Source organism: Burkholderia sp. Bp9142 (assembly GCF_003853415.1).
In the GTDB taxonomy this organism is placed as follows: Bacteria; Pseudomonadota; Gammaproteobacteria; order Burkholderiales; family Burkholderiaceae; genus Burkholderia.
In genome coordinates this window covers 29,182-46,534 of record NZ_QTPP01000053.1, presented here as the reverse complement: position 1 = coordinate 46,534, position 17,353 = coordinate 29,182, and the positions used below count along the sequence as shown (strand labels likewise).

Annotated in this window: 17 protein-coding genes; 1 reads left to right on the top strand and 16 read right to left on the bottom strand. The window is 62.8% G+C overall.

Translation table 11 applies throughout. The annotated features are described in order from the left end of the window. Window positions 1-6: 6 nt before the first annotated feature. From DIE22_RS39115 to DIE22_RS34780, 9 genes are all read right to left on the bottom strand, one after another. Entirely contained in the window at window positions 7-177 is a 171-nt protein-coding gene (locus DIE22_RS39115; RefSeq protein ID WP_260426845.1) for an IS66 family transposase, read from the bottom strand. Window positions 178-471: 294 nt separating this feature from the next. After that, a complete protein-coding gene (locus tag DIE22_RS34815) occupies window positions 472-801 on the bottom strand; it encodes a hypothetical protein (RefSeq protein WP_124499069.1) in 330 nt (109 codons plus the stop codon). A gap of 108 nt (window positions 802-909) precedes the next feature. After that, the gene (locus DIE22_RS34810) at window positions 910-2,358 is read right to left on the bottom strand and encodes a GDL motif peptide-associated radical SAM/SPASM maturase (RefSeq protein ID WP_124499070.1); all 1,449 of its coding nucleotides are present in this window, start codon (window positions 2,356-2,358) and stop codon (window positions 910-912) included. Window positions 2,359-2,458: 100 nt separating this feature from the next. Further along, window positions 2,459-3,043, bottom strand: a complete 585-nt coding sequence (locus DIE22_RS34805) for a DUF1842 domain-containing protein (RefSeq protein ID WP_124499071.1) — start codon at window positions 3,041-3,043, stop codon at window positions 2,459-2,461. Between the two features lie 46 nt (window positions 3,044-3,089). Beyond that, complete coding sequence (locus tag DIE22_RS34800; RefSeq protein WP_124607236.1) at window positions 3,090-3,707, bottom strand: DUF1842 domain-containing protein; 618 nt, start codon at window positions 3,705-3,707, stop codon at window positions 3,090-3,092. A gap of 48 nt (window positions 3,708-3,755) precedes the next feature. Beyond that, complete coding sequence (locus DIE22_RS34795; protein WP_124499073.1) at window positions 3,756-3,944, bottom strand: DUF1843 domain-containing protein; 189 nt, start codon at window positions 3,942-3,944, stop codon at window positions 3,756-3,758. 381 nt (window positions 3,945-4,325) lie between these two features. After that, window positions 4,326-6,614, bottom strand: a complete 2,289-nt coding sequence (locus DIE22_RS34790) for a sigma-54 dependent transcriptional regulator (protein ID WP_124607235.1) — start codon at window positions 6,612-6,614, stop codon at window positions 4,326-4,328. Window positions 6,615-6,984: 370 nt separating this feature from the next. Then, complete coding sequence (locus tag DIE22_RS34785) at window positions 6,985-7,188, bottom strand: hypothetical protein (protein WP_124607234.1); 204 nt, start codon at window positions 7,186-7,188, stop codon at window positions 6,985-6,987. Window positions 7,189-7,369: 181 nt separating this feature from the next. Continuing rightward, window positions 7,370-8,260: a LysR family transcriptional regulator gene (locus tag DIE22_RS34780; protein ID WP_124607233.1), complete on the bottom strand. Its 891-nt coding sequence runs from the start codon at window positions 8,258-8,260 to the stop codon at window positions 7,370-7,372. 132 nt (window positions 8,261-8,392) lie between these two features. Here DIE22_RS34780 and DIE22_RS34775 point away from each other — a divergent pair, with 132 nt between their 5' ends. After that, a complete protein-coding gene (locus tag DIE22_RS34775) occupies window positions 8,393-9,169 on the top strand; it encodes an alpha/beta fold hydrolase (RefSeq protein WP_124607232.1) in 777 nt (258 codons plus the stop codon). Between the two features lie 265 nt (window positions 9,170-9,434). Here DIE22_RS34775 and DIE22_RS34770 read toward each other — a convergent pair whose 3' ends face one another. From DIE22_RS34770 to mmsB, 7 genes are all read right to left on the bottom strand, one after another. Continuing rightward, the gene (locus DIE22_RS34770) at window positions 9,435-10,349 is read right to left on the bottom strand and encodes a LysR family transcriptional regulator (protein WP_260426844.1); all 915 of its coding nucleotides are present in this window, start codon (window positions 10,347-10,349) and stop codon (window positions 9,435-9,437) included. Window positions 10,350-10,401: 52 nt separating this feature from the next. After that, entirely contained in the window at window positions 10,402-11,325 is a 924-nt protein-coding gene (locus DIE22_RS34765; RefSeq protein WP_124607230.1) for a LysR family transcriptional regulator, read from the bottom strand. Window positions 11,326-11,373: 48 nt separating this feature from the next. After that, window positions 11,374-12,348: a quinone oxidoreductase gene (locus DIE22_RS34760; protein ID WP_124607229.1), complete on the bottom strand. Its 975-nt coding sequence runs from the start codon at window positions 12,346-12,348 to the stop codon at window positions 11,374-11,376. Between the two features lie 169 nt (window positions 12,349-12,517). After that, on the bottom strand, window positions 12,518-12,793 hold the full coding sequence (locus DIE22_RS34755; RefSeq protein ID WP_124607228.1) for a YciI family protein: 276 nt from the start codon (window positions 12,791-12,793) through the stop codon (window positions 12,518-12,520). Window positions 12,794-12,885: 92 nt separating this feature from the next. After that, window positions 12,886-14,421: a CoA-acylating methylmalonate-semialdehyde dehydrogenase gene (locus DIE22_RS34750; protein WP_124607227.1), complete on the bottom strand. Its 1,536-nt coding sequence runs from the start codon at window positions 14,419-14,421 to the stop codon at window positions 12,886-12,888. Window positions 14,422-14,512: 91 nt separating this feature from the next. Then, on the bottom strand, window positions 14,513-16,126 hold the full coding sequence (locus DIE22_RS34745; protein ID WP_124607241.1) for an MFS transporter: 1,614 nt from the start codon (window positions 16,124-16,126) through the stop codon (window positions 14,513-14,515). A gap of 231 nt (window positions 16,127-16,357) precedes the next feature. Then, window positions 16,358-17,248 (bottom strand): 3-hydroxyisobutyrate dehydrogenase, encoded by an 891-nt coding sequence (gene mmsB, locus DIE22_RS34740; RefSeq protein ID WP_124607226.1) that lies wholly within the window; start codon window positions 17,246-17,248, stop codon window positions 16,358-16,360. Window positions 17,249-17,353 lie beyond the last annotated feature (105 nt).

Below are 17,353 nucleotides of genomic sequence, written 5' to 3'. Positions count from 1 at the left end.
CAGCAATCACGGAGGGCCATACCCACCGCCACGTGCATGTATGACGCGGCATAATCCGGAAGTCGGCATAACTGGGTTCATGCCGCTAGCGGCATGAACCCAGTTGTTGTCTATGGGCAGACGGCTGTCGTCGACGTAGCGGATCAGATACTGCCATTGCCGACGAGCAGGCGCCATCGCCTGCCCGCATCACCGCATGAATCCGGCGAGACCGGAAGACACGCGCCGTTAGACGACATGCATGCCGCTCACGCGGTTGCCGTCCAGCCTGAGCAGCATGCCAGCCGGCGTGTCCCGGCTCGCAAGAAGATCGTCCGCCGATCCGGCCTCTGACTGACCATTCAGCACGCGTGGCAGACAGGGGCGTGCGCGTTGCACGCCGGCACATCGAACGATTCGACAGCAACCCGTGAAATCGGGACGGCGCCCCCATCGCCTGCCGGTGTGAGTCCTGTCGGGCGACAAGCGGACTCAGGTTTTCGTCACCTGGGTTTTCGCGAGATAGGTGTACGGCCCGTTCGGACTCTTTTCGGCAATGTAGGCCGCACACCACCCGGCCCCCCACGGCTGCTTCGTATTGAAATTGTGGCCGTTCTCGTTATCCCAGCTCCACGCCTTCGCATCGGTCGGATTGGATGGAAAGCTTCCCGAATACAGGCAGACGCGCCCTTGCTGTGCTCGAAACGGCGCATTCGTGGACCACTTGATCCAGCAGGTTCCCTGGTATTCATACAACGACAGCTCCCAGGTGTAGGTACCGACACCGGTCACCGGCGCCACTTCCGCTTGGACGTTGCTCATGAATATTCCCCATAAAGTCCGTATTTCATGACCGATCGAACATGGTCACCGTTTTTATAGTGGTTCCTGGACTCCACTCGACGATCGACGAGATGCGCTCCGGCTCACTCAACTCAACAGCCGCTCGACTTCCTCGATGAGTGCATGACGACGCCGCGCGTCGTGTTCGTAAGCACGCTCGGCTGCCGCGATGTCCGCCCCGCAGTGCGGGCACCGCGACTCGTGCTGATGGACGTAGCTGTTACAGGCGCGGCAGACGACCAGCCTCGGCGGCACTCTCCCGACCTCCGGCGCACGCTTGCCCTTGTGTTTCCACGCGAGTTCGACGGTTTGTCCCGAGCGGGAAATGCTCGATACGGGTGTGCCGTCCGAAATGCGTTCGGTGACCAGGTCGAAGCGACCCACCGCGAACGACGTGGGCGCCGCGTCCTCGATCTTCTCGATGCGCTCGCGCAGCCCCTGCTTCTTCAGTTCGAGCACGCGGTAGTGGCAATAAGGATTGTTGCCCGGCTTGCCGAGCAGCGAATGCGAGGTCCACGTGCAGCCGCCACGACACACATCGGCGTAGTAACACGTGCGACAGAAGCCCCACAGGTCGTCCACCGAGCGCAGCCGGCCGAAATGGATCGCCTCGCTCGTGCGCCAGATCTCCTCCAGCGACAGATCCCGAACGTTGCCGCCGGCGAAACCGACCGTCGCGAGCGACGGGCACCCCTTGACGGTGCCGTCCGCTTCGAGCGCGATGACGGTCTGCCCGGCCGCGCATCCGGTCCAGTGCACCCGCTCGTCGCCGAAGCCGCGCCACAGATGCTCGTGCGGCCCGAAGTAGCCGATGTTGTTGCCGACATTCATCAGCAGGCCGCGCTCCAGCCCCCGCTTGTAGAGATCGGCGAGCAGCGGCATCAGCGTCTCGAGCTGGTACGGCTGCAGGAGCAATTCGTCGTGATCGACCGCGTTGCCCATCGCGACCGTCAACTGAATCTGCCAGTGTGTCGCCCCGATCTCGATGATCGTATCCATCAACGCCGGGAGATCGCGCATCGTCGCCGAGCCGATCTGCGTGTTCACACTGACCGCGAGACCGTGCGCACGGGCACGCTTCAGCGTATCCACGGCCCGGTCGAACGATCCCGGGACATTGCGCACCTTGTCGTGCAGCGGCGCCAGGCCATCCAGCGATACGCCCAGTCCGTTGAGGCCCGCTTCGACGGCCTGCGCGAGCCGGGCAGGGGTCAGATTGCGGCCACCCGTCTGCACCGCGCAGTACATCCCGTGCGACCGGATTGCCTTGATGAGTTGCGCCCAGTCCTTGCGCAGGTAAGCCTCACCTCCGATCATCGACACTTCCCGCGTACCGAGCCTCGCCAGCGCATCGATCACTTCGAGACACTCGCCGGTCGACAGTTCGTTGGTGCGTCGGTGGCCCGCACGCGATCCGCAGTGCAGGCACTTCAAGTCGCAAGCCAGCGTGATTTCCCACACGACGTGAACCGGGACGAACCGTTCGTAGTCCTGTTCGCTCAGGAAGCGAACCGGGCGCACTTGATTCTCGTCCATTTCGATGTCCTCGAATATCGTCCATCCCGCACCCGCCACTCACCGACCGGTCGGCGGCGGCCGCCGCAAACCGCGGCAGGCACCGCCGCCTCGCGCGTGCTCAGCGCCCGGCTTCCAGCCGGGCAATCTCTGCGTTCAGGCCGGCAAGGGCCTCCTCGATACGGCCTGCGTCGGCGAGCTGTTGTTCGGCCTGGCGGGCGAGCGCCTTCATTCGGCCGAGATCGCCCGATTGCCTCGCCTGCTGCAGGCCGACGCCATACAGCGGCGTGACCGGATGCCGGGGTTCGAACGGTTGCAGCGCACCGGCCACCGTCATGATCGCGTGATCCACTTCATGCCAGCGCTCCCCTTCGAAGAACCGGTAGCTGGCCACGCCCGACTTCCAGTCCGCCTCGACGATGCCCTGCAGCCGGAACGTTTCGGCCAGGCCGCTGGTCGGCCCGGAAGGGTTGCCCAGCAGGCTGAGGACGAGTTGCGTCTTGCCGCCGGGCGTCAGCACGATCTGGCTGAATTGGCCCCACACCTGCGCACTGAATTCGAGCGGCGGCCAGGTTGTCTGGGTGATGCGTGCCACGCCGCTGACCTTCTTGGCCGGCGCGTTGACCAGTAGCGCCAGCGTGAGGACAGGTGCGCCGATAGCCGGCGTTGCGACGCGGAAATTCACGGGAAAAAGAGCGACGGACATGGGATGGCTCCTGTAACGAATAAGGATCGGGACGACCGGGCCGGTTTCAGCTCCCGGCTTCCAGGCGCGCGATTTCAGTCTTCAGCGCAGCCAGCGCGGCAGCAATTTCGTCACGGCTTTGCAACTGATGCTTCGCCGCGGCCGCGACCGTCTTCATGTGCGCGAGATCGCCGGAGGCCGTCGCTTGCTGAATGGGCGCACCGTATAGAGGCCGCGGCCCGCCGTGCGGCTCGACGATCACCGGGCCGGGCTCGAGGGGGATGAATTCCCGATCGATCCTTGCCGGCACATTCTCGAAGGCATGCCAGCTGCCGTTGTCGAAATAGCTGTACGACGCAACGCCGCTTTGCCAGTCGCTTTCCAGCACGAGATGCAGCCGGAACGTCACGATCGAATTCGAGTTCGGGCCGCCGTCGTTGCCCTGCAGCGTCACCAGGATGCGCGTGTTGACCGGCGGCATCAGCGCCATATAGGTGTAGTTGCCCCAGACGTCGGCATGGAAGTCGACCGGCGGATTCACCGCCTGCCCGATCGTTGCGGTGCCAACCACACTGCCCTCGGGCGCATCCACGAGCAATGCGAGCCTGAGCGTCGGTGCGCCCGGCATTCCGGTGCCGATGACGTAGCCCGCCGGGAACAGCCCGGTACGTGTGTTCTCTGACATTTGGTCCTCCTGGGTGGTAAACGAAACGACGATGCGTGCGACGGCAGCTCAGGCCCGCTCGCGCCTCACGATCTCCTGCTTGAGCTTGCCGACCGCGGCAGCCAGGTCCTCGTGCTGCTTCAGAACCTCTTCGGCCTGGCTGAGCAAAGCCTTCATCCTTGACACATCGCCTTCCGATATGGCCTGGTGGATCGCTACGCCGTAAGGCGGAATGACATGGCCGGTTTCCCTGTTCATAAACGTTCTCGCTAAAAAGGTCGTCGTGCCGATTCGCGGAATCTCCGCGAACACGAGATCAAGCAACCGATGTGCCAATCGTGGATCGACAAGCCTGTGTCCGTGCGCGGTGCTGCCGCTCGACAATCCGAGGACGAATTCGTCCGGCCGTTTGCTGCGCGATGGACGAATGTGTCCATGTGCAGCGCGATCGCCCGATCTCCCGGATGCAAGCGCGCGAGGTCCGGTGCCGGGGACGCGTACCGGCGTGACATGTCGGAAAAGGCTCGGCGCACGTCGACAAGGCGCCAGCATTCGCCTCGCGCCACGGTCTCGGGATGAAGGGGGTGACGCGCGCAAGCCGCCGAGCCGCGCGCTCAGGACATCGCGTTGACGCGATCGCTACAGCAGGCCTGGATCCTGGAGCGGCATGGCGGGCGGGCGTGCAGCGACGGGCACGTGCAATGGCCGGTCGATCGCTTCGATGATCGACGCCGGACGGGCGGTCTGTCGCGACAGATCCGCGAGACGTCCCATTGCGGCAACGCGAGCGGGCACGGAGCCCAGCGCCAACGCCGTCGAGATCGCGATGCGCAACCCTTGCTCGGCACCCGCCGTATCGCCCAGCATCGATTGCGCACGCGCCTTGAGGATCAACAGCTCACCGAGATACGCACGCTCCTGCCTGCGGATCACCTTGTCGAGCGCGTCGGAAACGAGCACTTCGCATTGCCGCGCGCGCCCCGTGTTCAACAGAATCTCGCCATGCTTCCAGACCTTGATCGAATGGAACAGCGCGCCGCCCTGCTTTTCGATTTCGTTTTCATAGCCGTCCAGCAGCATCGCCTCGGCGTCGCCGAACTCGCCGATCGCACTCAAATAGCACGCCCTGAAAATCCGGAGCGCACCGCCCGAACAGGCCGGTGCGCCGGTCGCCGGTAGGGCGTCGAACGCACGGGTCAGGTTCCCGAGCCGCTCGACGTCGTTGAAGAGCATCGCAAGCCACGCGGCGCCTTGCAGGTCGAACGCGCGACCGGGCAGGTCAGGCGGATCGATTTCCGCTCGCTCGGTCAAACGGTCCATCGCAGCGCGTGCGTCGTCGAGTGCGCCAGTCTGGTAAGCGGCGAGACCCTCGAACGTCAATGCAAGTCCCGCGACATCGGCGCCCGAGACGCCGAGCCGCCGATCGGCGCGGCCGAGGCCGGTCAGCCCGCCACGGGACAGCAACGCCAGCGCTTCCTCACTGTCGCCGAGCCAGAACAGCGTGTTGGCCAGTGCAACGTGCGCGTCGTCGAGCATCGCCCGGTCGTCCAACGCGTGCGCGCGGTGAAGCAGTTCCTGCGCCGTGGCACGCGCCCGCGTGAGTTGCAGCGTCACCAGTTGCGTCGTCCAGATGCCGAACTGCACCGTGGCGAGTTCGCGCGCGTCGCATACGCCATCGCCGATCGACAACGCCGCCTCGTAACAAGCGGTCGCTTCGGGAAACTGCCAGCCATGGACGCCTCGCAGCACGACGGCAAGCAGGCGATACGCGCCAAACTGCAATCGGCGGCTCTCCTCGGTCGGACTGGCCTTTTGCAGGAGATCGAGGCAGCGGTGCAGCAGCGCGACGGATTCGCGATACTGGGTGGCGCCGGCCAGCGCTTCCGCGCGCTCCAGGCACTGTCGGGCCTCCCCGTGTTGCGCCTCGCGCGCCTTGAGCCGGCGCTCGACGACCTTGCGGCCGACACCGAGCAACGCGGCCGCTGCGCTCTTGTTATACGAAGTTCTCTCGAGCGCGCGGTCGATGAGCAGGCGTTCGGCCGCGGCCAGCTTGTCACTGCCGCCGAACTCGAGCAGGCGGTCCGCGAGCAGCGCACATGCCGTCGCGTCGGGCGCGTCCGTGGCCAGAAACGGCGCGAGCGTTTCGGCGTCGATCCGCGCATGCTCCGCGAACACGCTGAGCTGGCTGACGAGATTGCGCAACTGGCGAACGTTGCCCGGCCACGGATGCTCGCACATCCGCTTGATCGCCGCCGGCGTGAACGCGATCGCGCGCGTTTGCTGGGCCGCAAAATGCGCGGCCAGCAGCGGGATGTCCTCGCTTCGTTGCGCGAGCCCAGGCACATTGAGGATGAACACCGCAAGCCGGTAGAACAAGTCTTCCCTGAACCGGCCAACGCGCGCTTCTTCCAGCAGGTTTCGATGGGTGGCCGCCACGATGCGTCCGGCAAAGCGCTGGCTTGCCGATGCGCCGATCGGCCGGAACGTGCGCGTTTCGAGCACGCGCAGCAGTTTGGGCTGGAGCGCAAGCGGCAGTTCGCCGATCTCGTCGAGAAAGAGCGTGCCGGCCCCGACCTGGTCGAACAGGCCGCGGTGGTCGTCGACAGCGCCCGTAAAGGCGCCACGGACATGACCGAAGAACTCCGCCTCGATCAGATCATGGGGAATGGCGCCGCAATTCACGTCGATGAACGGCTTGTCGCACCGCGGGCCGTTTGCGTGAAGGCGCCGCGCCACCAGTTCCTTTCCGGAGCCGGTAGGTCCGACGATCAGCAGCGTATGGTCGGTCGGCGCCACCCGATCGATCATCCTGACCAGTTGGCGAAATGCCGTCGACACGCCGATCAGGACATGCGCGTCAAGCGTACCGTCGCCGCCGTGCGCGCACCCGTCCGGGCCGCAAGCGGCCCTGTTCCGGATCCCCTTCATCGCACGACGCCCGGCAATCGCGATACCTGGGCAGGCAAGACGATGTCGAGCCGATGGATGGTGGCCTCGGTGCACGCTGTCGCGCCGAAATCGTGCAATGTGCCCGCGCTGCGGACATCTGTCCCCGGTCTTTGCATGCTCTTTCCTATACGGTCAGGCTCTAGAGCGGTTCTTTTTCAATTTTCTTGTTTTTTTAAAACCAGACACCACCACGGCATTTCACACACCAACCGTTCGGCCCCGGTTGTGGCAATCCGGGCGACTGAATAGCAGCCGTTGCTCAAGACAGTGTAGAGGGATTTATTCGCTCGGGAATCTAAATAAATAGGGCTCGATTATTTCTCAACACGATCGAAAGCAGAAACAATCGTCATGTTTGTTCAATAATCGCTACCTCGCATACAGTTGCTTGACCCGACAGCGAATGTTCCATCGCATCGATCCCTCGTGGAGAAACGTTATTGAAGAATTTCATGCGATAGATCGAAGCCATGCCATCGTAAACATCGACACGAGCTATTTTCGGGAAGGCAATTCTCCAACATTCTTTCAAAAATGATACTGGTGGCGCCACGAGATTTTCGAACTGCCGCATGCCATCGGCCCGACATTTATTACAAATCCATTCAAGGCGCTCGCCCGTTAAGTAACGAACCAATCTGTTTATATTTGAATGACACGCACCCGCAGCAGCGCGAATCACTTGAAAATAGAAAGTCGCTCCGGTAGAGGAATTCAGCGAATTTCGGCGAGGACTACCGCCTCTCGCCGAACCGGTTGACCGCAAACTCCAGAAAGCTCCGCAGCTTCGGCGTCATCTGCCTGTCTGACGCGTACAGCGCATGCAGCGCACGAGCCGGTGGCTCATACTCGGGCAGAAGCCGTACCAGTCGTCCGGCCGCAATCTCGTCCGCCACAAGTTCATAGGGCTGCAGCAGAATGCCCATGCCTGCGACTGCCGTCGAGCGAAGCGCTTCTCCGCTATTGGTGGAGAAACGGCCTTTGATCGGCACGGACACCCGCCCATCCGGGCCGTCGAATGTCCACTGGGTACGAAGCACGGTGTGCGAGAAAACAAGACATTCATGGTTCGCCAGATCCTCCGGACTCCGTAACTTCCCTGCAGACCTGATGTAATCGGGTGCCGCACAGAGCACCAGGCGATACCAACCGAGGCGCCTCGCAATCAAGCTGCTGTCGGGAAGATCTCCGGTTCGAAAGACGACATCGAAGCCCTCTTCCACCAGGTCGACCGTGCGATTGGAAAGGTTGAGGTCCACCGATACCTCGGGATGTTGGCTGAGGTATTCGGGAATCTCGGGCGCGAGCCCATGACTCCCGAATGTGATGGGCGCGCTGATGCGCAGCCTGCCCCTTGGTTCGGCGCGCGTTTCCGCCATGAGCGCCTCCGCAGCCTCCATCTCGGCGAGGATGCTTTTCGCACGCTCGTAAAACAGCTGGCCACTGTCCGTCAGGCTCTGCCGACGTGTCGTTCTGCTTAGCAGCTTGATCCCGAGCCCCTCTTCCAGCGCGCGTATCTGTTTGCCAGCCAGTTGCGGCGACATATTCAGTTCGTTGGCTGCTGACGAGATCGAACCCGCTTCGACGGCCCTGACGAACACCTTCATGCATGCCAGTCTGTCCATTAGAAAAATTTTGTTTCCAGTTTTGAAATGGTACGAAAATTGTACTCAATTTGTTTCATGTCTACAGTGCAACTTCGCCATCGGCGCCACATTGCCCGGCGGCCTCCTCAGACCCATTTCCAAGGAAATCAGATGTCCGTCTCAAAAGCAGCGATCGTCGCAGCCGCTCTCGGGAGCGCAGCAGCCGTTTCGACTTCCACGTCCGCCATTGCGGCAGAGGTACATAAGCCCACCGTCGTGCTCGTTCACGGGGCATTCGCGGATGGTTCGACCTGGAACAAGGTCATCCCCTTGCTCCAGGAAAAGGGGCTGAATGTCGTGGCCGTGCAAAATCCGCTGAGTTCGCTGGCCGACGACGTCAAGGCAACACAACGCGTTCTCGACCAGCAAACGGGACCGGTCGTTCTCGTGGCGCATTCGTGGGGCGGTGCCGTCATCACTCAAGCAGGAGCGCGGGACAACGTCAAAGCCCTCGTCTATGTTGCTGCATTCGCGCCCTCCGAAGGGCAGTCGGTTGCCGATGTTTCGAAGGACTACCCGACTCCGTCCGGTTTCAGCCACATCGTTGCGGACAAGGACGGGTTTCTGACGTTGAGCCTGGAGGGCGTGCAAAAGCATCTCGCACAGGACGTTCCGGCGGAACAAACCCGGCTGATGTATGCGACGCAAACGCCTACCCGTGGAAAGAACTTCGAGGAGAAGGTGACGGCCGCGGCCTGGAAGACGAAGCCGTCCTGGTACGTGGTCAGTGAGCACGACCACATGCTTGACCCGGCTCTGCAGGTCGCGATGGCAAAGAAGATTTCGGCGCATGTCACGACGCTGCGCGCAAGCCATGCGCCTCACTTGTCGCAGCCGTCTGAAATCGCCAAGGTGATCCTCGACGCGACCGCTGCTGTTTCGAAGTAAATGTCGGTCCGGCGGCGAACAGGACAAACGCGAGGCCGCGCGGCCTTCGACGTCTCCGCGGACGCGCTGCCACAGCCCGGATCCCGGCGATGTCCGGTCGCGGTCGCCGAAGATGTCCGCGAAACACGCATCGCCGCCGACCGTCCGACGCACGCGGACGGCGGCGAGCAGCGCCGTCGCGACTTCGGCCCGGATATCCGCGGAATGTCACGCCGCCGCGGAGTCAAGACGATGCGAAGTCTCAACGTCGCCCCAGGTGCCGCGACTAGGCATCTCGCATGAACAGCGCCACATTGTCCTGGACCACCTTCGCGATAAAGTTGGCCACCACTCGAATATGCGCGGCCTTGCGATGGTCCTCATGCATGTGCATGTGGAACGAACGCGTCAGGCTGAACTCGGCTGGAAGCACCGCAACGAGATGCGGAAACGATTCAGCGACATATGCCGGCAGGATCCCGAGACCGTGCCCGGCTGCGGTTGCGAAGACTTGGGGCAACAGTGCCGAACTCCGGATACGTGGCTGAATACCTGCATCGATGGCGTGCAGATAATTCAGCTCCGGCGCAAAAAGGCCCGCTTCGACGTAGCCGACAAAGGGATGCTTCCTGAAGTCCTGGATCGCCCTGATTGGCTCCGCATGATCGAGGTAGGTTCTGGAGCCGTACACGAACATCCGGTAATCGGTGAGCCGCCGTGACGCCACCCGGAGATGCTGCGCGCCGGACAGGCTGATCGCGATATCCGCCTCCTGCTTCCACAAGCTGAAGATCCTCGGCGCGGCGAGGATTTCAATCTCCAGGCGCGGGTTCATTGCGCTCAGTTCGGGAATGCGCGGAGCAAGGAAGATCGAACCAAATCCGTCCGGTGCACCGATGCGCACGATCCCCTCCACCGCATCGGCATCCGCGGCAGCGATCGCGCGCGACGTATGGAACGCGCTCTCGACGCCTTGCACGACCTCGAGTACGCGCTCCCCTTCCGGCGTGAGCACATAGCCTGTCGTGCTTTTATGGAACAGTCGGCTATTCAGTCCGCTTTCCAGCGAGCGAATCCGCCGGGACACTGTCGTGTGCTCCGTGCCGAGTCGCTCCGCGGCCGCGGATAGCGTTCCGGTCTGCGCGACGGCCAGAAAGTAGCGATAATCGTCCCAGTTTTCCAATAGCTTTCTGGATGCCACGATGCACCTTCGTTGACTACGAGGCCGTTCCCGAGGATGCTGCCCGGCAAATTCACACGGATGCCCAAGGCGGTTTCGGTGTGAACTGCTCCTCGATCCATTGCTTGAAAAGCTTCAGCTTCGCCGGCGTGTGCTTGATCGACGGCGTCACCAGATAGACGCCCGAACGCTCGTCGAGATGCCATTGCGGCAGCACCCTGACGAGTCGCCCCGATGCAATATCCTTGCTCATCAGCCAGTCGCCGCCAGCCACGATGCCCACCCCTCGCACCGCGGCGAGAAGCAGCGTCGAGTTCTCGTTGCTGGAGAGGTTGCCGCGTACGGTAACCGTCTCCGCTTGGCTGCCGTTCGAGAGCTTCCACGCGGGATAGGTCGCAAGACCGGTGAAGCCGAGGCAATTGTGGCGGCTCAGATCACGCGGCGTTTCCGGTACGCCGTGCGCCCGCAGATAAGCGGGCGATGCACACAGAATCCTTTGGTGGTCGCAAAGCTTCCTGGCCCGCAGGACGCTGTCGTTCAGTCTGCCTACACGAATTGCCGCGTCGAACCCCTCGCCGATGATGTCCGCGAACTGTTCGGAATATTCCGCGTGAACGATCAGGTCGGGATGGGCCAATGCGAACTCGGCGATCAACGGCGCCAGCCACATCCGACCGAGTGCGCCTGGAAGGGCGAGACGAAGCGACCCCGTCGCCCGTATCGCCGATTCGGACACTTCCCGCTCGGCATCCGCCAGTACCGCCTCCGCTTCGCGCAATCGCTGGATGAAGCGCGTCCCCGCCTCGGTAAAGCGGACATGACGTGTCGATCGCTCGACCAGCCGGATGCCAAGCCTCGCCTCGAGCTCCGAGACACGCTTCGAGATCACGGTCGGATGTCGTTGCAGAATCTTGCCGGCCTGCGCGAACGTACCGCCGTCATGCAACGCAAGCAGCGCCCCGATCTGGTCCGCGTATTGACTTCCGAATGCGCTCATCGTTGTGGCAGATGACATACGACGCCGTGGAGTCGGCTTCCAATGACATTAGGGTTTCAGTATAACGGCCCCTTCCGTTTGGCTTTGCTGCAGCAGCGAATGGGCTTTCCGCACATCGGCGAGCGGGAACGTGTGCCGCGGATTGGCGCGAATGAATCCCGCCCGGATCGCGCCCAGCACCTCGTGCGCACGCTGGCGGTAAACCTCGGCCGACGCCGTATGCGCTGCCAGCGACGGGCGAGTCAGGTACAGGGAGCCCTTCGCGTTCAATGTCGACACGTTGACCGGCGACGGCGCACCGGAGGTCATGCCGAACGAGACCATGAGCCCCCGCGGACGAAGGCAGTCGAGCGATGCATCGAAAGACGCCTTCCCCACGCCGTCGTAAACCACATCCGCCTTCCGGCCCCCGGTGATGTCGGTCACCTGTTCGCCCAGCGTTGCCGCGTCGAACACCAGCACCTGATCGCAACCGGCCTGGCGGGCACGCTCGACACTCGCCGATCGCGAGACGACGCCAATCACATGCGCGCCCAGATGCCTGGCCCAAGGGACCATGATCTGTCCGAGTGCGCCGGCTGCGCCGTAGATGACGACGACACTGCCGTCGCGAACCTGAAAGGTCGTGGTCAACAGATACTGCGCGGTGATCCCCTTGAACAGCACGGCGGCCGCTTCATCGAAGCTCACGGCATCCGGCAGCGCGACCAACCGCTCCGCCGGATATCGTCTGCCGCTTGCATAGGCGCCCAGTGGGCCGGTCGCATAACCGACTCGGTCCCCCACCCGGAAATCGACGACGCCATCGCCAACCGCGGCAACGACGCCGGCCCCCTCGAGACCAAGGCCCGACGGAAGCGCCACCGGCGCATCTCCCCGGCGTTGACTGACATCGAGCGGGTTGACGCCAATCGCCTCTTGCTCGAGCCAGACGTCACCCGGCCCCGGACTTTCGCGGCCGACTTCGAGACATTCCAGCACGTCCACGTCACCTGTTCCTGCTATCCGAACCGTCACGGCCATTCGTCTGCTCCTTGTATTCCGGGAATGCAATCGTCGGTGACCACAGTACGCACTCGATCCGTGTTCATCAATGGCATCCCATGCATCGTTGTGCTGCATACGTTGCAGCAATGTCGCACGCGACCGGCGCGCGGGACCCGCGCGGTCCGCTCGATACGACCGTGAAGGCCTAGACCGCCTTGATAAAGGGATGCACAGCCACGTCTTTCCAGACCTTGTTGACATGGAACGGATCGTTCGCCGCAAACGCCCGCGCCTCTTCCAGATCGCGCGCGTCGACCAGCAGCATGCTGCCGATGCGCCGCTCACCCACCGCGTCGGTCAGCGGTCCGGCAACCACGATCGGGACAGGCACCGACGAAAGATAGGCACGATGTGCCGCATAGTGCCGCTCGCGTGCGTGCGGTGTCGCCGGATCGTCCAGGCAGTAGATGACGAAATGCATGATTGCGCTCCTCTCCTTGTCGTGGATGCGGACCGGGCAACGCGACGTGCGCGACAGCGGTTCGCCCGGTCCACCGATCGTGCCGCTTGCCGTTATTTCAGTGCGATGGTGGTGTTCACGCCTTCGCTGACCGTCGCGTCGTCGAACCAGCGCGCCGTCACGGTCTTCGTTTGCGTATAGAACTGGATCACCTGCTTGCCGTACGCGCCCAGGTCGCCGAGCTTCGAGCCGCGCGAACCCGTAAAGCTGAAGATCGGGACCGGCACCGGAATGGGAAGGTTGATGCCGACCTGCCCGACATCGATTTCACTCTGGAACTTGCGTGCCGCTGCCCCGCTTTGGGTGAAGATGCTGACGCCATTTCCCATGGGGTTGCGATTGACCAGGTCGATCGCGCTGTCCAGCGAATCCGCCTCCATGACGCAGATCACCGGGCCGAAGATCTCCGTTTCGTAGATTGTCATGCCCGGCGTCACGTTCGAGAAGATCGTCGGGCCGATGAAGTTGCCGTCACGGTAGCCTTCTACCGCGATATCGCGCCCGTCGAGCTCGAGCGTGGCGCCCTCCTTCACACCGGCATCGATCAGGCCGAGGATCCGTTCCTTGGCCGCGCGGGACACGACCGGCCCGACGTCGGTACCGGGAACCGTGCCGGCATCGACCTTGAGCTGGCGCGCACGATCCACGAGCTCCGGCAACCATGCTTTCGATGCACCCACCAGCACCACCACCGACGTGGCCATGCACCGCTGTCCTGCCGCGCCGAAGCCGGCGCCCACCAGCGCATTGAGCGCATGTTCCTTGTTTGCGTCCGGCAGGACCACGGCGTGGTTCTTCGCGCCCATCATCGATTGAACGCGTTTTCCGTGCTGGCTGCCGAGGTTGTAGACATGCGTGCCGACCTGGGTGGAGCCCACGAACGAGATGGCCTTGACGTCGGGATGCGTGCAAATGGCATTCACGACATCCTTCCCGCCGTGAACCACATTGAGGACTCCTGCGGGGACGCCCGCCTCAATCGCGAGCTCCACCAGCTCCATCGTGGAAAGGGGATCCTGTTCCGACGGCTTGAGGACGAAGGTATTGCCGCAGACGATCGCCATCGGGAACATCCACAACGGAATCATCGCCGGAAAGTTGAACGGCGTAATGCCTGCGCACACACCGATCGGCTGTCGCAGCGTATATGTGTCCACCTTGCCCGCGACATTTTCCGCGAACTCTCCCAGTTGCAGCGTGCCGACGGAGCATGCGTGCTCGACCACTTCGAGGCCACGGAAGACGTCGCCCTCGGCATCGGCGAGCGTCTTGCCCTGTTCGGCAGTCAGCGTCCGCGCAATGCGCTGCATGTTCTCGCGAACCAGTGCCTGGAATTTCAGCATCAGCCGCATACGCGTACCGATCGGCGTCACGCTCCACGTACGGAATGCCTTCTTTGCGGACGCTACCGCGCGGTTCAATTCGTCCGTGGTGGCAAACGGCACCCGGCCAATGATCTCCTGCGTCGCCGGATTGACGATGTCGCGCCATTCGTCGCTTGTCGATTCGACGAACGCGCCATCGATCAGCAGCTTTGCGGTGCGCAGGCCTTGCGCGGCATGGTGGTTGTTTTCAACAGCGATATTCACGAAACACTCCTTGTGATGAACCATCAGTCAAAACCGTGACGAAGCCGGGCAAGCGCCTCGCCGGTTGGTCCGCGTAGCCGATACGACACGCCTAGTCGATGCTCGTGCCACGTGTCTCCCGAACGAAGAGCAGGCAAACGACGCAGCTCATCGCGGCGATCACGATCGGGTACCACAATCCCGAATAGACGTTGCCTCGCGCCGCGACGATTGCAAATGCCGACGCCGGCAAGAAGCCGCCGAACCAGCCGTTGCCGATGTGGTACGGGACGGACAGACAGGTGTAGCGAATGCGTGCGGGAAAGCACTCGACCAGCATGGCCGCCATCGGCCCATAGACCAACGTGCCGTACAGCATGAGCACCACGAGGACGAGAACGGTCATCGGCACGTCGACACGCGCCGGATCCGCGGCATGGGGATAGCCGGCGTCGCTCAACGCGCTTCGAAGCGCGGCGTTGAATACATCCGCCTTGGCTTTGGCATCCCCGGAAGTCGCATCATAGGAGGCGATCCGGACAGAGCCCACCACGATCACGGCCTGCTGGCTCGCCGGCGCTGCCTGGTTCTCGTAGCTCACCCCCGCTTTCGACAACGCCGCCTTTGCCACGTCGCACGCGCTCGTAAACTTCGCGGTACCGACCGGATTGAACTGGAACGAACACGTCTTCGGATCGGAGACGAGGACAATCGGCGAACGCGTTTGCGCGGCTTCCAGTGCAGGATTGACGTAGTGCGTCAACGCCTTGAACAGCGGCATATAGGTCAACACGGCAAGGAGGCAACCGATGAACATGATCGGCTTGCGGCCGATCCGATCCGAAAGCATCCCGGCAACGACATAGAACGGTGCGGAAATCAGCAGGGCGGCAATGAGGATGGTGTTCGTCATCGACCCGTGCAGCTTCAACGTTTCGGTCAGGAAGAACAGCGTGTAGAACTGTCCGGTGTACCAGACCACGGCTTCCCCGGCCGTGACGCCGAAAAGTGCGATGAGCATCAACCGGACGTTTTTCCACTGGCCGAAGGCCTCCTTGACCGGCGCCTTCGACGTCTTGCCTTCGTTCACCATCTTCTGGAATGCCGGCGACTCGCTGAGCTTCATGCGGATCCATACCGAGATGCCCAGCAATGCGATCGACAGCAGGAACGGGATACGCCAGCCCCAGGCACCGAATCGCTCCTCTCCGATCGCGGTGCGCACGCCAAGAATCACGAGCAACGAAAGGAACAGCCCCAGCGTGGCGGTCATCTGAATCCATGACGTCCAGGTGCCCCGCCTGTTCGCCGGCGCGTGCTCGGCCACGTACGTTGCAGCGCCGCCGTACTCGCCACCCAGTGCCAGCCCCTGCACGAGCCGCATTGCAACGAAGAGGATCGGGGCCGACATGCCGATCGTGGCGTACCCGGGCAGCAGCCCCACGAAGAACGTAGACGCACCCATCAGCAGGATGGTCACCAGAAACGTGTATTTGCGGCCGAGTTTGTCGCCCAGACGACCGAACACGACGGCGCCGAGAGGTCGCACGGCAAAGCCGGCGGCAAAACTGAGCAGCGTGAAGATGAAAGCAGCAGACGGGCTGACTCCGGAAAAGATGGCCTTGCTGATGAAGGGCGCAAGGGCGCCCGCCAGGAAGAAGTCGTACCACTCGAAGATGGTCCCCAACGATGACGCGAACACTACTGTCCGGCTGCGGACCGTCATTGCTTCGGGCCGCGCCGACCTGTCGATTGTCGTGCTTATCATGGTATGTCTCCGTACTGGAAGTGACTTTCGTGAGCCACTTTCCTTTGGGTGCCGCGTTGCGGCCTGCGTGCAACGGCTTGCATCAGCCGCGCAAAGGGGCTGACGCATCTCGGCTGATGCTTGCGGAATGCCAGCGTCGACGGCGAACGGCGCCTGGCGCCGATCGCCGTTTTGGGCATTGAAAACCCGTCAGCCGTTCTTGGACAAATGCAGAACGAGCGATGTCGCGTCGAGATCGGCACCGCCGGCTTCCGCATGCCGCGTCATCAGCGCATATGCGGTTTCCGCGGTTTCGAGACGCGCACCGACTTCGCGCCCGGCTTCGACGGCGAGGCTCAGATCCTTGGCGAGCAGCCAGGTCTTGAAGCCGGCTTTGTACCCATTCGACGCCGGCGATGCGTCGACGACGCCCGGTGCGGGGTTCCACAGGCGGAACGACCAGTTGTCGGCGGACGAACGCGTCGCGATCTCGAAAAAGGCTTTCATGTCGAGACCGAGCCGTTGTCCCAATGCCGTTGCCTCGCAGTTGACCGTGACGCTGACCGCCATGATGAGGTTGTTCACAACCTTGGCGGCCTGGCCCGCACCCGGGCCGCCGACATACGCGATGTAGTCGCCAAGCGGTTGCAGCAACTCCGCGGCCTGCCCCGCATGCTTCTTGTCGCAGCCGATCATGAACGTGAGCGTGCCATCGCGCGCGCCCTCGGTTCCGCCCGACACCGGCGCTTCGACGAATACGATACCGGCCTTCTCGGCGGCGACATGCAGCTTGCGCGCATAGTCGATGCCGATCGTCGAGCAGTCGATCACGATCGTGCCGGGACGAGCACTTGCAAATACGCCATCGGCCGACGTCATGACGTCGTGGACGTCTGCGCCCGAAGGCAGCATGGTGTACACCACGTCGGCGTCCCTGCATGCGTCCGCGATCGAATCGCTTACCTGCACGCCATTGGCGGCGGCGTTCCGGCGCGCCGTGGCATCGATGTCTACGCCGCGAACGGCGTAGCCCGATCTGACCATGTGTCTGGACATGGGGTTACCCATCAGGCCAAGGCCGATCCACGCAATAGTGGGCATGACGGTGCTCCTTTTCTAACGATGTGGGTAGTCGCAACGAAGTCTGGATCGCTCGGTCCCTGCGTCTCCTGGACAAGGGCATGCTCCGAGACTGCGAGGAATCTT